We start from the raw sequence: 19501 nt of genomic DNA, 5'->3' as shown, positions 1-19501 counted from the left end.
TCTTATATATAATAACTATATTTTAGTAAGCTACGGAGATAAATTGTGAAAAATACTAAAGGAAAAGTTATAATATATGTAAAGCAACACTGTCCATTCTGCAAAAAAGCAAAAGAGTTGCTGGATAAAAAAGGTGTGAAATATGAAGAAATCGATGTGCTCAAAAACTCAGATCTATTTAACGACATAAAATCAAAGTATAACGTTAGAACAGTTCCACAGATTTTTATCAACGATAAGCACATTGGGGGGTGTGACAAATTGATGGATCTTGAAAGAGAAGGAAAGTTGGATGATATGCTAAATAATAATGACAGTCACATTGATGTCACAACCTACACAAGTAGCAATGACGAATATGAAGAAGACGTTGTACTACATTATGATTTTATATAATTTTTATCTCGCTTTCATTGTCATGTAACGCACGAATGAAAAGCTAGTATGCTCACTTTAAACAATTCTTAATGAATTAAAAATACAATTCATTTAGTGAGTTTTTTTAGTGGGAAAAAATGACAAAAAATATTTCAATTATTAGCAGAAACTTAATTAATATTGAACTAGTTGATAAACAAGATTTAGAGAATTTCATCAAAATTTTTACAGTGCTTGATAAGCATATAGCAGCTAAAACACTTTTTACAGAAGAAGTGAAAATAGAGTATAAACAACACGACGGCATAGAAATTGTTAAATTGCTAAAAGATACAGGCTTTACATATCATGACATTGAAAATGTATTACATCACTTGAGTAAACACGGCATGAAGGCGCCCAGTAGCGTTATAGCACACACACTCTTTTCTGCATGTAATCATGCGCTTGAGTCTAAGGATGTAGCGTTTTCCTTTTTTGAGGGCTCTCCACAATTCAACGTCAGAGTAAATAAAAACACCTTTATAATAACTCCTATGAGTGAAGAAAATTTGGAGTTGAATTCACAAAATAGCAGAAAGTTCATAGAGTTGTTAAGGAGCGAGAAAAGTATATATGATTGTGTGGTAAAAGAAAATACTATTAATATTGTAGTACATTCTGAAATACATCAAGCCATAAATTCGATTATAAAATCACTGATAAAATCTTGCCTTTTAGCAGAAAAGGAAGAAGTAAAACTTAAAGAGAGATTGAGACAACTTGCTTTTAAGGATCAAGCTTTTGTTGAGTATTCCATCATCAAAACTATCAATAGATATCCGCATAATCATCCTTTGAGAAAGTATGAAAGCATTACTAAGGGTATAGAAAATATTTTATGTGATTTTATAGCAAATGAGAACAGTGAGTTTACTATAGAGCAATTAAATAGGCTTAATTCAGAGGTTTCTCCGGGTACTCCGAAAATCATTACTAAAACTATAGATAAACTTGTTAAGTTCCACTAAAGTGTTGTGAGAGCTAATATTTGTATATATCTGTTTTTTTCAAATAAGCACTCAAATTTGAGTGCTTATTTAAATTTATGACTTAACATGCACCAGTAAAATTTACATTAGACTTCTTGCATAACCTAAAAAAAGGCAAAAGAAGCCCCGATTAATATCATTCTCTGTATTGGCGTTTTTTAAGCCTTAAACGCTGCAATTTAGCTGCTTTTAAGTGCAACTTTAAATGTTTAAGAAATTTACCAGACAGAAAAAAAAGGCAAAGAAAACCCGCAGTAGCTAGTATTCAAATTCTCCCTTGTTCTATTTGACGTTTTTGATGTCTTGAACGCTTTGTAAGCGCGTTTCAGCTTGTGTAGGTAAGAACCTAGAAGTTTTATAAAGACATAAGGTGCACATAGTGCGAAAAATTAAACATGAGACGCCAAATACAAGTTTCCTTGTCGTTTTAATCTGCAGATTGCGAAGATAAATAAATAACTTCAGTACCATGATAAAAGGACTGGCGGAGTTTGTCAAGTAAGTTTTTCCAACACGTTGCCAAAAATTTGTTATGCAAGAGGTCTAATCTAAACACACAAGCGTAGTGTTACCGCCAAATGCTGTAGTGTTGACACTTACAACTTTTTCTGTAGAAAAACGCTGTAAATAATGAGGACCACCAGCTTTTGGTCCAGTGCCAGATAATCCTCTACCACCAAATGGTTGTATGCCAACTGCTGCACCTATCTGATTGCGATTGATGTATACATTTCCGACTGATATTCCTTTGCTTATTAAATCGATCTGATTTTGTATGCGGCTCTGCAAAGAAAAAGTAAGCCCATATCCTGTATTGTTTATATCACTTATAACTTCATTTAATTGTGACTTGTTAAAACGTATGATATGTAGAATAGGACCAAACACTTCTTGCTTTAATTGTGAAATTTTTTGTATCTCATAAATATATGGAGGAAAGAAATAACCATTATGAGAATTTGTATCTATAGGCACCTTAGATAAAAGGCCCGAATCCTTATCCCCTGACATTTTTTCCGTATGTTTAGTCAGCATATCAACAGACGCTTTATCAATTATTGGACCAATATCAGTGCTAAGTTGTATTGGATCACCAATCTTTAGTTCTTGAGCCGCGTCACATATCATTTTTATCTGTTTTTCTGCTATATCTTCTTGAATAAACAGCACTCTAAGCGCAGAGCAGCGTTGGCCAGCGCTGCGAAATGCGGAAAGTAAAACATCTGTAGTCACTTGCTCTAAGAGAGCAGAACTGTCAACAATCATAGCATTTAATCCGCCAGTTTCAGCGATAAATGGCACAATAGGGCCATCTCTGTTAGCAAGCATTCTATTAATTATTTGAGCGGTTTGTGTTGAACCAGTAAAAGCTACACCGGAAATTCTGTTATTTGGCACTAATGTTTTACCTAAATACCAACCATCCCCTGGAATAAGATTCAGTACATTTTTTGGTATACCAGCTTCGTGTAGTATCTTAACCGCTTCATAGGCAATAATCGGCGTTTGCTCTGCTGGTTTTGCCAGCACTGCATTACCTGCTGCAAGTGCAGCCGAAATCTGTCCAATGAAGATAGCAAGTGGAAAATTCCAAGGTGATATGCACAAGAAGACTCCTCTGCCTTCAAAAAAGATGAAGTTATCTTCACCTGTTGGGCCTGGCAATTTCTTCCAGTCGCTCAGTTCATTTTTCGCTATCGTTGCATAATAACGCAAAAAGTCGACCGCCTCTCTTACTTCTGCTACTGCATCGGATAAAATTTTTCCTGCCTCCACGATCAGAATGTAAATTAACTCTTTCATCCTTTCTTCAAGCAAATCTGCAGCTTTTTCAAGGTGTTTAGCACGCTCTTCTGCTGAAACATTCTGCCATTCAGTAAAAGCACTATGTGCTATTTCAAGAGCGCTTAAAGCCTGATCGCTTGTTGTATTTGACACTTCTCCAATTACGTTTTCCAAATGTGCAGGATTCACTACTTCGGTAAATTCAGCACTGTCAAACAGTGACTTTCCATCAATTATTGGTCCAACCTGCCATTTCCTTCCGCTCAATTCTTTTATATCATTTGCAAATTGTGAAATTGTGATTGAATCACTAATATCCATTCCCAAAGAGTTTTTCCTTTCCTCTCCAAAAATATCTTGTGGCAATGGAATGCTTGAATGAGGCTCATACTCTAAGCTTTTAGCTTTTTCCAATGGATCTGAAACTAACTCTTCAATTTTAACGTTAGAATCATTTACTTGATTGACAAACGAACTATTAGCCCCATTTTCAAGAAGACGTCTAATAAGGTATGGTAATAAATCACTATGTTTACCAACCGGTGCATATATACGGCAGCTGATACTTGTTGCAAGTTCTGACATTGCATAATCATATAAACCTTTACTCATTCCGTGTAAGCGTTGAAATTCAAACCCAGGATGATTTTTATCAGCAAGCTCTATTACAGTAGCAAAAGTGTAAGCATTATGAGTTCCAAAGCATGGGTAAAAGTGACTTGCTTTGCTTAAAAGTTTCTGTGCGCAGGCAAGATAGCATACATCTGTGTAGCTTTTTCTAGTAAACACTGGGTAACCACTTAACCCTAATTCTTGTGTGCGCTTGATTTCTGAGTCCCAATACGCGCCTTTCACAAGTCTCACCATAACTTTATGTTTTGACCGAATAGCAACATCCTCAACAAAATCAAGAACAGACAAAGCACGTTTTTGATATGCTTGCACAGTCAAGCCAAGTCCTTCCCACTGAGAAAGCGACTCATCAAGACGCAATTGCTCGAATAAAACTAATGACATCTCAAGTCTTTCTGATTCTTCTGCATCTATACATAGTGAAATGTTATATTTTTTTGCTTCATGGCAAAGTTCCAGCACCTTAGTTCTCAGCTCTTCAGCTATATTACCGAATTGGCTGAATTCATAACGTGGATGCAACGCAGACAACTTGATTGAAACTCCATGGGACTTAAAACAGTCATTTATGTCAGTGGATTCACCTATAGCTTTTATTGAATGCATATATGAATTAAAATACTCTTCCGCATTCTCAGCTGTGCAAGCAGCTTCGCCAAGCATATCAAAAGAGCATAAATATTTGCTATTGTCATCTGATTTCATACTTTCCAATGATTTTTCTATAGTTTCCCCAACAATAAAGTGCTTACCAAGCATTAACATTGCTTGTTTCACTGCTTTGCGGATTATTGGCTCTCCTAAATTTTTAAGTAATTTAGAAATTGCGTAATAGAATTTTGGATCTGCTTTACTGTCCCTTAATATACTGCTTCCTATCATTAAACTCCATGTAGAAGCATTAACAAACAAGGAAGAGGAATGCCCTAAGTGTTTACTCCATTCTTGATTGGCAATTTTATCTTTGATTAGTTCGTCTATTGTATAATCGTCTGGTATTCTAAGTAGCGACTCAGCAAGACACATCAGCGCTATTCCTTCGTCGTTGGAAAGCGAATATTGCCGCATAAAAGAATCTATAAAATCTAATTTATTGCCTTTAATTTTTTCAACAACTTGTTTTGCAATATTGTAAATTCTATTTTTCGAATCAGCTGAAAGTTCTGCTTTTTCTACAAGATAACGTACATAACTTTTTTCATCAGTACGATAAAACCCCTGTAAACGTTTTCTCAATTCGTTAGGTTCTTGTATAGAGCTAATCATACGTAATTATCTACAAAACACCCTGTTATCATACATAAGGCAGAATTATACCATAACTTTGCATAGAACAAATCATTATTTATATAAGAGGCCAGAATTGACTAAAAAAGTCTAGTACCTACCGCAATAACTTTACTAAGTCAAAAGGATTATGCAAGTATGTAACTTAACACTCCACCACTCATCAAGTATTTCATCTCAGTTGCAGTTTGCACACAGCATTTGAGTTGAATTGACTGCTCTGAATTATCACTCCTTTTGATGACGCATTCTAAATTTCCGTTTGGCGTTATTTCACCTTTTATGCTTATTACCTCACTTCCGTCAAACATCTTTCTGGTTATTCCATTTTGAAATACAAGTGGAAGAATACCCATACCAACCAAATTTGATCTATGTATGCGTTCAAAGCTTTCTGCAATTACAGTTTTAATCCCCAGCAATAAAGCGCCCTTTGCTGCCCAATCCCTACTTGAACCTGTGCCATATTCCTTTCCTGCCACAACGACGAGAGGAACATTATTTTCCTTGTAACGCATCGCTGCATCAAAAATCGACACAGTTTCTTGAGAAGGAATATATTTTGTATATCCACCTTCGGTGCTTACCATTTCATTTTTTATTCTAATGTTAGCAAAGGTGCCACGCATCATTACATTGTGATTACCACGACGAGATCCATATGAATTGAAATCCTGTGGTTCAATTCCAAGACCTTTTAAATATAGACCAGCAGGACTACTCGAGGCAATATTCCCAGCAGGGGAAATGTGATCAGTAGTTACGCTATCGCCAAACATTGCTAATATTTGCGCATCCTTTATATTGATTGCACTATCTTTGTTATTTTCGGGCAATAAATTATCAAAATAAGGCGGATTTTGTATGTAAGTGCTGTTTGTGTCCCAATTATAGATTTCACTTTTTTCACACTTTATCTTTTGCCAATGTTCATCACCAGAAAAAACATCCTTATACTTTTGTATGAACATTTCACGTGTCACAACATTTTTAACACAGTCTTCAATTTCACTGTTCGTTGGCCATATATCTTTGAGATAAATGTTATTCCCATTCTTATCTTTGCATATTGGGTCTTTTGTCAAGTCAATTTGCACAGTTCCAGCAAGTGCATACGCAACAACAAGTGGCGGAGATGCTAAGTAATTGGCTTTGACTAAAGGATGGATTCTGCCTTCAAAATTACGATTACCAGATAAAACTGCAGCAACAGTTAGATTTTTATTTTTAACATCATCTTCTATATCTTTATTCAGTGGACCAGAATTTCCAATGCAAGTTGTGCAACCATATCCAACTAAATTAAAGCCCAAAGTATTCAGATCTTCTAGCAACCCAGATTCTTCAAGGTACTCTATTACAACCTTTGACCCTGGGGCAAGCGAAGTTTTAACCCAAGGCTTTGATTTTAATCCAAGTTTGATTGCATTACGTGCAACAAGACCTGCAGCAATCATCACACTTGGATTGGAGGTATTAGTGCAGCTTGTTATTGCTGCAATTACTATACTTCCGTCTTGAAGTTGATCACCTTTCCCTGATTCATTAACTAAAAATGATGTAGAAAAAGACTCTGCCACTTGTGATAAGAAAACCTTATCCTGCGGTCTTTTTGGACCTGCCATTACTGATTCCACACTCGATAAATCAAGTTCTAGTGTGTCAAAAAATGCTAACTCGTTGTTACTACGCCACAGTCCTTGCTCTTTCGCATAAACTTCAACTAACTTAATCAACTTCTCTGGCCTTCCGGTCAAGCTTAAATAATCTAGTGTTTTCTGATCAATTGGAAAAAATCCACAGGTTGCACCATACTCCGGAGCCATGTTTGCTATTGTTGCCCTATCTGCCAAAGATAAATAGTCCAGTCCGTTGCCATAAAATTCTACAAATTTACCAACAACGCCTTTTGTTCTCAGGATATTGGTAATTGTCAGCACTAAATCAGTTGCAGTTACTCCTTCTGGAAGTCTTCCAATTAATTTAAATCCTACTACCTCTGGAATCACCATACTAATCGGTTGACCAAGCATCACGGATTCAGCTTCTATGCCTCCAACACCCCAACCAAGGACTGATAACCCGTTAACCATCGTAGTATGGCTATCCGTACCAACTAAGGTGTCGGGATACACAACTCCATTCTTGTTACATACAACTTGCGCTAAATACTCAAGATTCACTTGGTGGCAAATTCCTGTGCCAGGCGGCACCACTCTAAAATTTGTGAAGGATGACTCTCCCCACTTTAGGAACTGATATCTCTCCAGATTTCTTTTTACTTCCAACTCAACGTTCTTACCAAATGCGGAAGTGCTTCCATAGCTATCTACTTGAACAGAATGGTCGATCACAAGATCAACAGGCACAGACGGATTTATTCTATTTGGATCGCCTCCATTTTTCTTCACATAACTACGCATTGAAGCTAAATCAACAACAGCGGGTACTCCTGTGAAATCCTGCATCAATACCCTTGCTGGCTTGTAGCTAATTTCGTGATTAACATGTTTCTTGATACAACTTGCTAGTATTTTTATATCATCCAGCTTTACGTTTACTCCATCTTCGTTACGCAATAAATTCTCAAGCAAGACCTTGAGCGAACATGGCAATTTAGTTACATCTATTCCTAAAAATTTACCAGCGCTACTTAGGCTAAAGCAGCTATATGACTTTTCGTCAATGTTTAAAATTGTTTTTGAATTTAAAGAATTATTCATCCTGTATAACCATTATTTAAATGAAAACTATTCGTTACCCAAAACATTGTCATCCTGATATCATGCACATAACTGTACAAATTTTCCGCGTTGCAATAGAGTAAGCATATGGTATTAATCACAAATGTCACCCAAGTAGCTGACACTTGGATCCAGAAAACTTAATTTTAAATAAGTACACTAGATGGTTGTAATAAAAACTGGACTCCAAAATACTTACGACAATGTTATAAAAAATAATATAGAATTCAAGAAGATAATTTCTACATCCAAAAGCAAGTCGTGTTAATGCTGTTTGAATAGGTCATTATTATACTTCTTGCATAACAAACTTTTGGCAGCGCGTTGGAAAAACTTACTTGACAAACTCCGCCAGTGCTCTTATCATGGAAGTGAAGCTATTGTATTTGCTTTCGCCAATCTGCAGATTAAAAGGTAAGGATTACTTAATGTATCGGCGTCTTATGTTCAATTTTTTGCAGTACATAGGTACTGTATGTCTTTACAAAACTTCATCTACATCTAGGTTTTTACCTAAATAAGCTGAACGCGCTTACAAAGCGTTACAAGACATCAAAAAATGCCAATACTCGACAGAGATAGTAAAGGACTAGCTAACTCGGGTTTTCTTTGTCTTTTTTTCTGCTTGGTAAACTTCTTAAACACTTGCAGCGTAGGTTAGTTGCACTTAAAAGCAGCTAAATTGCAGCGTTTAAGGCTTAAAAAACGCCAATACTGAAATAGAAAGTGGCTAGGGTTCCTTTTGCCTTTTTTTAGGTTATGCAAGAGGTCTAATGATAATTTACGTTTTTAGTAATTTTTTAATATAATTTAGCAAAGAAGTGTTCCTGCAGTTATAACCGAACTTCTTAATGGTGCCTTAAATGCCCATTACTCAGCACGGTTTTGGAGAAACCATTGATGGAAAACTTACTGAAGTTGACATCGGAATGGTTACGTAAACTTCTTATACAACAATAGTTATTGTGAGTGTAAGTTTTTAGCTATATGATATCTGAAATAATAAATGCAATACAGAACAACTTGCTAGTGTGTTTTCCAACAGAAACAGTGTATGCTCTTGCTTGTAATGCACTAAATAGTAGAGCTATAGAGAAAATATACCAGGTGAAGAAACGCCCTCAAAATAAACCACTCTCTATATTCGTTAGTGATGTTTATAACTTGACAAAAATAGCAAAGCTAAAGGAAAAATATATTGGTTTAATAAATCACTTTTCTCCTGGACCAATTACTTATATTTTGCCGCTTAAAAATAACAACATATTACCGGATGAATTCTTTAAAGGTAGCATAGGCATAAGAGTTCCTGATCATCCTATTGCGATTTCAATATTAAATGAGCTGAAAACTCCGATAGTTGCAACCAGTATAAATGTTTCAGGAGAAAAAAGTGTATGCAAGGCAGACGATATACCACAATCCATTAAGCAACATTTATCTGCAGTGATTAAAAATGACGAATTAGTTTCTGGAATAGAATCTACTATTATTGACTTAACCGGAGATAAGATTAAGGTTTTAAGGGAGGGTGCAGTTTCATTGCAAGCAGTAAACAATATGCTTTCGGGCTAAGTTCTATAGGAAGAAGAATGAAAAAAGTGATAGGTCATGATCAAGCCAAAAAAAAATTAACGAGCAACTTGTCTGTTCAATCTTGGCTGATCTGCGGTAAAAAAGGTATAGGAAAAGCAACACTTGCAAAATCCTTCTCCAATTGGTTTCTTATGAAAAACTCTAGACCTCTTTCGAAACTTGTTTATGGTGAGAAATCTTTAGGAGAAGCACAGATGAGCACCACAGAATACTTGAATGTATTTGAGGAGCGTAAGCAAACTTCGACGACAAAATTGCCATCAGAAATCGAGTTTTGGGAGCAGTCTTATGATGAAGTAGCATTGGACTTACACATCGTTGAAGGTGATACAATAGGAGTAGAAAAAGTGAGAGAAATGAAAAACTCTCTGTACTTAAGCCCTATGCAATCAGAATACAAGATAGCTATAGTAGATAGCTTAGAGGCAATGACAAACAACGCTAAAAACGCAATACTGAAAATATTAGAGGAACCACCAAAAAACTCTAAAATATTCATAATTAGCCATAAGCCATATGATATACAAACCACTATCCAGTGTAGATGTTTTCAGCTAAATTTACTGCCATTAACTTATGATGAAACTAAACAAGTTGTTTCGTCTCAATATAAATTTGGCGATCAAACATTTGATACTTTATTTCCTGGAATGCCAGGAATGATAATAAATGCAATAAGTAGCGATGCTTATGAATCGTACAAATGCTTTTATAAATTCCTTCATAATTTAAAGAATCCTGACATGATTAATAAAGTAATTAATAGCGAAATCGAGCTAGAGCTAGCATCACATATGATTCAGGCCTTCATTTTAGAAAGCATAAAAAGAGAGGTAAATAATGTTGAAATTCTGCTGAGTCAGTGGAAAAGAATAGATGAACTTTTTGTTGCTGCAAGGCAACTTTACTTGGATAAAAAGCATGTTTTAGCTAATGCAGTTAACATCATAGCATCAGTTTACGAAGTATAATACTTTTAACATAAATTTATGATAAAATCCTATTAATTTGATACTTGAAGTATATAATTTGACTGATAATAAATTAACTGTATGGCAATCAATAGAGGTTTTAACAAAAGCCATACTGAACATGCAGAAAGAATTAAGTTCAATCAAGAATATAGCTTTAGACCAGGACGTCACCTTAGAAAAAGGAAAGGAGTTGTCAAATGGCATTTATGAAGCAAATTTTAAGCTAAACAAGGCAATCAGTATAGCAACTTTGCCAAAAATTGGCTACCATATTTCCAACGGTGAGCTAGTTATACGTAATCATATTACAGCAGAAGAGGTAAAAATTCCTAGAGATTTTCATTACCTTAAAGTCGTCAAACTAAATAACGATGATTATAAATTAACGTTTTGTAACATCTTGGGCAATGAGTTTTTTGAATATAAAAAGTATGATCCACAATATTCTAGTGTTTCAGATGAATATAAATTTGTGGATTTTGGTAGTGTAAAAAAGGCTCATAGTCTGAAATTTAAAGAATACGTTGGTCATGCACCTAAGTTTTTCGCTACAGAAGGGCCTGTCGAACCTGGATCCCAAAACCATATAATTGATTTACTTGGGCTAGTCAAAGGTGATAAAGGCAGGAAGGTGGGAGCTCTCACTGATGAATTTGGTTATTTTGATGATCAAAATAAACTACATTATTATAATTATCACAAAAGTGCAGAAAGTAATACTTATGATCCTGAAAATTTCAGTGTAAAAATGATAAATGTGGATGTGAGCAAAATCGACAAATTCTACCTTATTGTGGAACAAGGTGATATAATCATTCATCCTATTTTAGAAAACTTAGATATATTTTGAAGTTTTTAGGGTTTATTGTTATTATAGGAACCCGATTGGGCTTTATATTATGGAAGACAAACTGCTTGAGTCAGTAAAAAACAAGAGTTATTTCAGCAAAGCAGTTGAATGGTACTGTCATAGATATCTGTTTTGTGTAGCAGAGAGGTCTTGGATGACATTGATAGTATCATTTCTCCTGGTGTGCTTATGTTTATTACTGTTAAATATATACCTGTTGTTTCCTGTTAAAAAAGATTTAAATTTTGTAAAGTATGTACATCACACAGAAGATGAGTTTTCTGTAATGCGTAAGCTTAGTTCCAATAAAAAGGAAGATGAATACATTTCCACAGCAAAGTACTTAATAAGTAAATACGTTGAAATGTATGAATCTAATAAGGTTGTTGAACCTGAGGAACAAAAAAATTTCATAAAAAACAATTCCATACATAAAATCTATCAAGATTTTCAGGGAAAAATGAACAATGGAGCTGGCGATTTGCTTTCATCTAAAAGAAAATTTGCCAACATAAATGTAATAAAATTATCTATTAACCGATCAATCAAGGACCTAGTTACATTTGCCGGAAATGCTACCATAGTTTTTACAACTGAGCAAAATAAGGAGGTGAAAAATCAGACTGTTGAGATCAGTTTTACTTTATCGAATATAAAAGCAACTCTAACTGGCATAGTACCATTTAAATTTATTGTCAATGGTTATAAATACAGGTGATCGCATTTAAAATAGTATCCGTTTGGCAGAGTTTAAAATAGGTGCAAAGTTTTTCCTATGATGTTCTGTAACACCATAAAGGCTTATGGCGTCTATGTGCTCTTTTGTCCCATATCCTTTGTTTTTATGCCAATTATATTCTGGATATTGGTTGTGCAACTCTTGCATCAACTGATCTCTTGTAACTTTTGCAACAATTGAAGCTGCTGCAATTGATATGCTCAAGCTATCGCCGTTTACTATGGATTTTACTTGCCATTTTACTTTGGGTGGTTGATTACCATCAACTAGTACATAATCTAATTCTAGACCTAAGTTTATCAACGCACGCTTCATTGAAAGTTTTGTTGCTTGCAAGATATTGTATGAATTTATTTCTTCCACGCTTGCTATTCCTATACCAAACTTTGCAACAGATATTATTTTTTCATATAGAATTTGTCTGTTTTTAGCAGTCAATTTTTTTGAGTCGTTAATTCCTTCAATAATTATATTTCTATCAGTGAACACTATAGCTGCAGACATTACTGGACCAGCTAGTGGGCCTCTTCCAACTTCATCCACTCCTGCTATCACTCCTGATAGTTTATTTTCTAATGTGAAATTTGGGTATGCCATAAGTTTCTATAACAAGAAAGCTACAGTTAAGATTGAACAGATAATAGCAATTATCCAAAACTTCATAACTATTTCATTTTCTGACCATCCCTTCTTTTCAAAGTGGTGATGTATTGGTGTCATAAGAAAAACTCTCTCTCCTTTTCCGTATCTAGATTTTGTATATTTAAAATATAATACCTGAATAATTACAGATAGGGCCTCTATTACAAAAATTATTCCAATAACAGCGAAAAGCACTTCCCTTTTAATTAGAACGCTGGTTAACCCTAAAGCCGCACCGATTGATAAACTGCCAACGTCACCCATAAATATCTTTGCCGGATATGTGTTAAACCACAAGAAACTTAAAATTGCTCCTATAAATGCAATGCAGAATAAAATAATGCTCATATCTGCTTGAGTCATATATGCAACTAGTCCCAAAGAAACAAAAGAAGTAATGACTTGAGTTGCAGCAAGGCCATCTAGGCCGTCTGTGAGATTCACAGCGTTAGAAGAGCCGACAATTACAAATGCAGCAAATGGAACATATAGGTAGCCAAAGTTGATCATTATTCCTTTAAATAGAAACGTTTTTGTAAAACCTTCAGCAAAGTGCAGTTTAAATATAGACATACCAACCAGGGCAACAATGAATTGGATAAGTATTTTGGTTTTTGCGTTTAAACCTCGATGGTCATTTGCTTTTAGTTTTAAATAATCATCAATAAACCCAATCAGAGCAAAAAATAGAGTTATCAATACCAGCAATAGAATTTCTGGTGTTAACTGAATCCAAAGTAGAATTGGTAATAAAGAAGAAGTCAATATTACTATACCGCCCATAGTAGGAGTATTTCTTTTTGTAATTAAATGACTTTCTGGTCCACATGACCTGATTGGTTGTCCATCTTTGCTGATTTTTTTTAGAAGTTTGATAAAATAAGGAGAAAGAATAAACCCAAAAATAAACGAAGTGAAAAATATTTTTGTAGATAAGTTCATCTATCTATTTAAATTAACTGATTGAGTATTATACCGGATACTCAAAAATATCATAGTGCAGAGGGTTTGGTAGTCATTCTACCAATATCTCTCTCTTTCCTGAGTAATTTGGAGCGCTGACAATACCTTCCTTTTCCATTCTTTCAACAATATTTGCAGCTCTGTTATAGCCTATTCTAAGCTGTCGCTGAATGTAACTAGTTGAGACCTTTTGATCCCTTTGGATGATAGCCACTGCTTGGTTGTAGAGGTCGTTTTCTTCATCTTCTGTTTCACCACCCAATTCCGCAGAAGAATTTTCATCTTCTTTGGTGATTTCCTCCATGTAGTTTGGCTCACCTTGCGTTTTTAGATGATCAACTATATTTTGCACCTCATCATCACTCACAAACGGGCCATGAACTCGAATAATCTTACCACCAGAAGCCATATAGAGCATGTCACCCATACCGAGCAATTGTTCAGCCCCTTGTTCGCCAAGTATTGTTCTGCTATCTATTTTAGAAGTGACAGCAAAACTGATTCTTGTTGGGAAGTTTGCCTTTATCACGCCTGTTATCACATCCACAGATGGACGTTGTGTTGCCATTATGATGTGTATTCCTGCAGCACGGGCCATTTGCGCTAAACGTTGAATAGAGCACTCTATTTCTTTGCCAGCAACAAGCATCAAATCTGCCATTTCATCTACAATTACTACAATGTACGGAAACGTTTCCATCTTGATTGGCATTTTTTCAAATAAGGGTTTACCTGTTGTTGAGTTAAAGCCAATCTGCACAACACGCTCCAATTCTATTCCACTATTCATCGCTTCTGTGATTTTTTGGTTATAGTTTATTACATTGCGTACATTTAAATACGACATCATGCGATAGCGATTTTCCATCTCTTTCACTATCCACTTAAGAGCAATAACAGCCTTTTTTGGCTCTGTTACCACTGGCGTTATTAGATGTGGTATTGCATCATATATTGAAAGCTCAAGCATTTTTGGATCGATCATTATCATCTTACATTCGTTAGGACTTAATCGATAAACGAGTGAAAGAATCATAGTATTAATCGCAACTGATTTACCTGACCCTGTGGTCCCAGCAACAAGCAAATGAGGCATTTTGGTCAGATCTGCAATAACTGGTTTTCCACTTATTTCTTTGCCAAGTGCAATTGGAAGATTTAAGTTTGCATTCTGATATTCTGGTGATTCAAGCAAATCACGCAGCATGACAATTTCTCGTTCCTTATTTGGCAATTCTATTCCCATGGCATTTTGTCCACGAATTATCGAGATACGCGCAGAGAGTGCACTCATTGAACGCGCAATATCATCTGCAAGGCCGATCACTCTTGCAGATTTTGTGCCAGCTTGAGGTTCCAATTTGTATAAAGTCACAACTGGCCCATAACATATACTGATAATTTTTCCTTGCACGCCAAAATCATTAAGGACCTGCTCCAGCAGAGATAAATTTTTATTGCTCTCCATTTCATTCAGCTGTTTTCTCTGCAAAGACTCTTCTGCTTTAGAAAGTAAATGGATACTTGGAAGCTCAAACTCACTTGATGGTTCAAAGATCTCCTCGATAGCTTTTTTCTGCCTTTCTTTTGGTTGTTGTTTAGTAGTTCTATGTTTTTCTTCTACTACTAATGGTGCAATTGAATATTCAGCAGTTTTACGCAATTTAAAGAATAGAATCTTTATAAATAAGTAAGCTATTTTTTTGAATAAGAAAAATATAGAGTAAGTTGTTCTCTTCCAACCAACCAATCCTACAAGACCTATTGATGTTACTATCATGAATATATAAAATGGGCAGTGACTAATCAGTGCATTCCCTATTATTCCACTGTGCATATACCTTGCAGTGATGCCTAGCGAAAGTTGTGGTAATATAGCACATATCCCTAAATTGATTAATGTTAAGTAAAAAATTTTTAGCAGCATTTTTGCTGGTCTGAAGACCAGAAAATAAACTACAGTTGTAGCTATTGTAACACTAGTTAATCCAAGAAATTGCACTAATATATCAGCCAAATATGAGCCTACTATTCCACCTAAATTTGTCACTTCTTCATTTGTAGCCGTGTTTAAGGATGGGTCTTTATAGTTGTAGCTAAAAACTGATATATATAAATATATTAAGAGTGATAGGTATATTGCTGCTTTTAGGCATTTTTTTAGCATCTACTTAAAGTAGTAAGTTATTGTATATTTTACAAAGTGAATTGCTATTAGCAATACCATTACAGATAAATCTAATCCATTGAACGGTGGTATATACCTTCTAATAACCTTTAGTGGTGGATGGGTGAGTCGGTTCAAAGTGTGCATTATGTTGCTTACGACTTCGTTATACATGTTTACCACATTAAGCTTAACCAGCCAGTTTAGGACAATCCAGCATATTAGAATGAAGCTATAAAGATCAAGCAGCATGTTGAGTAGGTATATAATTGGATGCATGGTTTTGCTTTAGCTGATTATCAGTACACTTTTATTGCACAAAAGATGAAAAATCAAGTCTTATAGTGGTTATATACTTTTATGATAACACAGGTGTAAATGATAAATTACCAGTATTTCTATCAACTGATATATCCATAACTTTTGAGTTTATGTTTTTTGCTGTTTCGTAAAATTTTCCAGCTTTCTCTAACATTAATGTTGCATTTCTAAGTGTAATAAAAATCTCACAACCATCTGGAAAAATCGGAGAATTTTCAATATATTTATCATATGAGTAAAAATTTATAGCTAACTCTAATATCCTACAAATTTCTTTAGGAGTCAGGTTAGCAATACCTGTATTAGGGCAAAAACCAACTGCTCCTTTATTAGGATCAAAAAATATATATTTACTATTTTCTGCTTTATACACCAAAGTGGAATGTGCAGTACCTTCGTCATAATCATTACTATCTATAGAATCACTACTATCACTTTCTTCGCCAGAAGAGTAATGGGTATTATCAGTATTATTTTTTTTGTTATAAGTATAACAGGAAAAACTAAATTCTAAGTAGTGTCCTATTTTTATATCATTTAAAGCATGTTTGATCTGTTTTTGATCAATGTTGACTTTGCTTCTCATCGAGGAGAGATCTTCACATGGTTGTTCATATATCACTTCATTTGTATAAAATGGGTATCCTTCACGTCTTTCAATGCCCTGAACATCAAAAATAGGTAAGCATTGTAGCAGCATTTGTATTGCTAATAATTTAGGTGTTTGTTTTTCGCTTTTGCCAATAATATAAGCTATAAAATCTTTCTCAGGTAAAATGTTGTCAGGTCTGAGAACCTGTTTAAAATCTCGAAAGGATAAGGTAAAATAGGGGTAGATTAAGAATGAGGTATATCTATGCGAAAAAGTTATCCAAGTGATATAAGTCGAGAGCAATTTGAAAAAATCAAACCAATTCTGGAGAGTAGCAGGAGGAAAACAAAACCAAGAAAACTTGATTTATATGATGTATTTTGTACAGTATTATACGTCCTAAAAAGTGGTTGCCAGTGGAGGATGTTGCCAAAAGATTTTCCAAGGTGGGAGAGCATATATTATTATTTTCAAATGTGGAATAAAAAGGATGGAGAAGAACCAAGTTTGTTGGAATTAGTCTTAAAAAAAATTAGTTGGAGAGGTCCGTATCAACAATGGTCGGAAAGAGAAAACCAGTTTCTGCATAATTGATGCTCAAAGCGTTAAAAACGCAGATACTGCTGAAAGAAAGGGTTATGATGCAGGTAAAAAGATTTCAGGTATAAAGCGTCATATCGCAGTTGATACACAGGGCTTGCCACATGCAATTCATATAACAACGGCAGAAGCAACTGATCGTAGCAGTGCTGTAAAAATGGTGGGAAATGCTAAAGAAAACCTCTCTGAAGTCAAAAATATACTCGTTGATGCTGGCTATACAGGAGAAAATTTTGCAACACAAATAAAAGTAACTATTGGTGCAGCTGTTGAGGTAATAAAACGAAGCGAATTACATACCTTTGCTGTATTGCCAAAAAGATGGGTTGTTGAGCGGTCTTTTGCTTGGTTGGAAAAATGCAGGCGATTGTGGAAAAACTGTGAGCGAAAACTCAATACTAGCCTACAAATGGTCGTTCTTTCCTTCGTTTCTCTCTTATTGCGAAGATTTTAAACAGGTTCTTAGAAGCTTAGTAAAATCTTCTTTATTCTTTAACTTTGTACAGACAATAAAATAGTTTAACGGATGACATAGCCCTTCTTCGGGATCAAAGTCCAGAATTTCTTCAAATCTATCTTTCAGGTACACGCTTTGTGATATGCTGTCTGACATAAAATCGTTCAAATCACATTGGATAGCTTGCTCACTTTCGAACAATTCTTCGTATTGTGCATCAGGTAATAGGTCCTGTATTTCATATATATATCTGCCATTTTTTCTATATATACCTTTTATATCTTTAATAATGCCTTTTTTAATATTTCCACTAATGGCAAGTTCTCTTTTATGATCTCTTACATCAGTGGTACGATTTAGAAACTTTACTACTTCTTGTCCTGAAAAAATTCTACTGTTTTCTCCATTTACAGTTTTGAAAAACACTCTAATTTGAGAATTATCTTCAGAAGTGTAAACTCCTAATATATTAGACTCGGCAATATTATTAATGTATTTCTTAGTGTATTTTGGCATATTAATTACCTAAAATTCTTAATCTATTTATTAATAATATAATAATTTATATGCAAGGCAATTAATATTGTAATAAAAATAATTAAAAAGCAAGAAAATACTTAACAAATTTTTTACTAAAGTAGATTATAGATGGAGTAAATTTCTCTATTGCCCTTTATTATAGATTTGAGAAATCTTATTTAATGATGATTGTTATACAGCAATTGAGTCAAAAGAGATTTTGCCAAAGCAAAAGGAAAGACTCTCAAGCGCTCTACAAATAACTACTTATCACGAAGTTGATCTATGGATATAATACTGCTGTTTGACAATTTTTCAGTACATTTTTCGCTTTTATATTCTTCGTCAGAATCGATACTGATTTTATCAAATATTAAAACATCTCCTGAAATTTTATCATGAAACTCATTAATAGCAAAAAACGGTATAGTAATTTGTTCTTGTTTTCCGTGAAAACTCAAACTGACGCTAAATTTATTCTCAGAAACTTTTAAACTATGAAATTGGTGCTGTAATATAATAAGCATTTGAGTGGGGTATGATTTTTTCAAACTATCTGGTATGATCACGCCATTAAAATATGTGAAAAATAATATTTCTAAGTGAGGAGTAAAACCATTACCTGATATAATATCTAAGGCCTTTTTGATAACTTGAAACTTGGCACAATTGAGTGATTTTTTGTAACCCGCTTTTTCCATATGACTTTCACACACATAAATTTTTGGGGAACTTCTGTTACCCGGCGTTCCCTAAACCGTGCTTATAGTAATAAAGTTACTGTGCTAAATTAAGCAGCAGCAGACTCTACACGACCAGCAGCAACGTTGTTATCGTTTGCATTTAAATTATGAACTCTTAGCGGTGGTGTCTAACCGAGCAAAGCTACCATCTTTACTATGCATGTCGATCCTTATTCGCCCCCGTATAAATTAAAAACATGGTGGAGGCGCCGAGTACTGCCCTCGGGTCCAATACACCTATTACAAGGTAATTTTATTGCCATAGTGTATAAAATACACATGGTTATTATATAGTAATATTAAATAAATGTCAAGATATTTAACTTCAAGTTGATTGATAGCTAAGAACCTGTACGTGATCTCAAAAAAGAAATAAACTGAGAGGATAATAGACTTCTTGCATAACAAACTTTTGGCAGCACGTTGGAAAAACTTACTTGACAAACTCTGCCAGTCCTCTTATCATGAAAGTGAAGCTAT

General features: G+C 34.6%; 16 protein-coding genes and 1 other RNA gene. 7 read left to right on the top strand and 10 right to left on the bottom strand.

The genetic code is table 11. From position 1 onward, the window contains the following. Positions 1–45: 45 nt before the first annotated feature. Positions 46–396, top strand: coding sequence for a glutaredoxin 3 (grxC, locus tag ACICP6_RS06480; protein ID WP_395463062.1), 351 nt, complete (start codon positions 46–48; stop codon positions 394–396). Positions 397–515: 119 nt separating this feature from the next. Continuing rightward, a complete protein-coding gene (locus tag ACICP6_RS06475) occupies positions 516–1388 on the top strand; it encodes a hypothetical protein (protein WP_395463061.1) in 873 nt (290 codons plus the stop codon). A gap of 564 nt (positions 1389–1952) precedes the next feature. On the opposite strand, the gene putA is transcribed toward ACICP6_RS06475, so the two are convergent. Further along, on the bottom strand, positions 1953–5093 hold the full coding sequence (gene putA, locus ACICP6_RS06470) for a bifunctional proline dehydrogenase/L-glutamate gamma-semialdehyde dehydrogenase PutA (protein ID WP_395463060.1): 3141 nt from the start codon (positions 5091–5093) through the stop codon (positions 1953–1955). Positions 5094–5242: 149 nt separating this feature from the next. Next, complete coding sequence (acnA, locus tag ACICP6_RS06465) at positions 5243–7837, bottom strand: aconitate hydratase AcnA (RefSeq protein ID WP_395463059.1); 2595 nt, start codon at positions 7835–7837, stop codon at positions 5243–5245. Positions 7838–8845: 1008 nt separating this feature from the next. Here acnA and ACICP6_RS06460 point away from each other — a divergent pair. Genes ACICP6_RS06460 through ACICP6_RS06445 form a run of 4 tightly spaced genes read left to right on the top strand, consistent with a single transcriptional unit; the run spans position 8846 to position 11996 of the window. Next, a complete protein-coding gene (locus ACICP6_RS06460; protein WP_395463058.1) occupies positions 8846–9433 on the top strand; it encodes an L-threonylcarbamoyladenylate synthase in 588 nt (195 codons plus the stop codon). Positions 9434–9450: 17 nt separating this feature from the next. Further along, a complete protein-coding gene (locus ACICP6_RS06455; RefSeq protein ID WP_395463057.1) occupies positions 9451–10425 on the top strand; it encodes a DNA polymerase III subunit delta' in 975 nt (324 codons plus the stop codon). 58 nt (positions 10426–10483) lie between these two features. Next, positions 10484–11278, top strand: coding sequence for a hypothetical protein (locus tag ACICP6_RS06450; protein ID WP_395463056.1), 795 nt, complete (start codon positions 10484–10486; stop codon positions 11276–11278). Positions 11279–11327: 49 nt separating this feature from the next. Next, positions 11328–11996 (top strand): conjugal transfer protein TraJ, encoded by a 669-nt coding sequence (locus tag ACICP6_RS06445; protein WP_395463055.1) that lies wholly within the window; start codon positions 11328–11330, stop codon positions 11994–11996. Between the two features lie 6 nt (positions 11997–12002). On the opposite strand, the gene ACICP6_RS06440 is transcribed toward ACICP6_RS06445, so the two are convergent. The 5 genes from ACICP6_RS06440 to ACICP6_RS06420 all read right to left on the bottom strand — a co-directional run bounded on the left by ACICP6_RS06440 (position 12003) and on the right by ACICP6_RS06420 (position 16810). Continuing rightward, positions 12003–12614 (bottom strand): ribonuclease HII, encoded by a 612-nt coding sequence (locus tag ACICP6_RS06440; protein WP_395463054.1) that lies wholly within the window; start codon positions 12612–12614, stop codon positions 12003–12005. 6 nt (positions 12615–12620) lie between these two features. Further along, complete coding sequence (gene mraY, locus ACICP6_RS06435; RefSeq protein WP_395463053.1) at positions 12621–13601, bottom strand: phospho-N-acetylmuramoyl-pentapeptide-transferase; 981 nt, start codon at positions 13599–13601, stop codon at positions 12621–12623. Positions 13602–13674: 73 nt separating this feature from the next. After that, complete coding sequence (locus ACICP6_RS06430) at positions 13675–15789, bottom strand: DNA translocase FtsK 4TM domain-containing protein (RefSeq protein WP_395463052.1); 2115 nt, start codon at positions 15787–15789, stop codon at positions 13675–13677. Then, positions 15790–16068, bottom strand: a complete 279-nt coding sequence (locus ACICP6_RS06425) for a YggT family protein (RefSeq protein WP_395463051.1) — start codon at positions 16066–16068, stop codon at positions 15790–15792. A gap of 79 nt (positions 16069–16147) precedes the next feature. Beyond that, a complete protein-coding gene (locus ACICP6_RS06420) occupies positions 16148–16810 on the bottom strand; it encodes a hypothetical protein (protein WP_395463050.1) in 663 nt (220 codons plus the stop codon). Between the two features lie 156 nt (positions 16811–16966). Between ACICP6_RS06420 and ACICP6_RS06415 the strand changes: the two genes are divergently transcribed. Continuing rightward, positions 16967–17756, top strand: a protein-coding gene (locus tag ACICP6_RS06415) for an IS5 family transposase (RefSeq protein ID WP_395462624.1) whose coding sequence is annotated in 2 segments (ribosomal slippage) — positions 16967–17227 and positions 17229–17756 — 789 coding nt in all. Because the reading frame shifts where the segments join, the coding sequence is not laid out codon by codon here. Here the strand turns inward: ACICP6_RS06415 and ACICP6_RS06410 are convergent. The 3 genes from ACICP6_RS06410 to ssrA all read right to left on the bottom strand — a co-directional run bounded on the left by ACICP6_RS06410 (position 17739) and on the right by ssrA (position 19339). Next, positions 17739–18275, bottom strand: coding sequence for a hypothetical protein (locus tag ACICP6_RS06410; RefSeq protein ID WP_395463049.1), 537 nt, complete (start codon positions 18273–18275; stop codon positions 17739–17741). The genes ACICP6_RS06415 and ACICP6_RS06410 overlap by 18 nt on opposite strands. A 266-nt stretch (positions 18276–18541) precedes the next feature. Beyond that, on the bottom strand, positions 18542–18979 hold the full coding sequence (locus ACICP6_RS06405; protein WP_395463048.1) for a ClpXP protease specificity-enhancing factor SspB: 438 nt from the start codon (positions 18977–18979) through the stop codon (positions 18542–18544). 22 nt (positions 18980–19001) lie between these two features. Further along, positions 19002–19339: a transfer-messenger RNA gene (gene ssrA / locus ACICP6_RS06400) on the bottom strand. Positions 19340–19501: the final 162 nt, after the last annotated feature.

This window comes from Wolbachia endosymbiont of Cantharis cryptica, assembly GCF_964277405.1.
Lineage (GTDB): Bacteria > Pseudomonadota > Alphaproteobacteria > Rickettsiales > Anaplasmataceae > Wolbachia.
The sequence above is the reverse complement of the archived record's forward strand: the minus strand, read 5'-3'. Positions and strand labels throughout refer to the sequence as shown.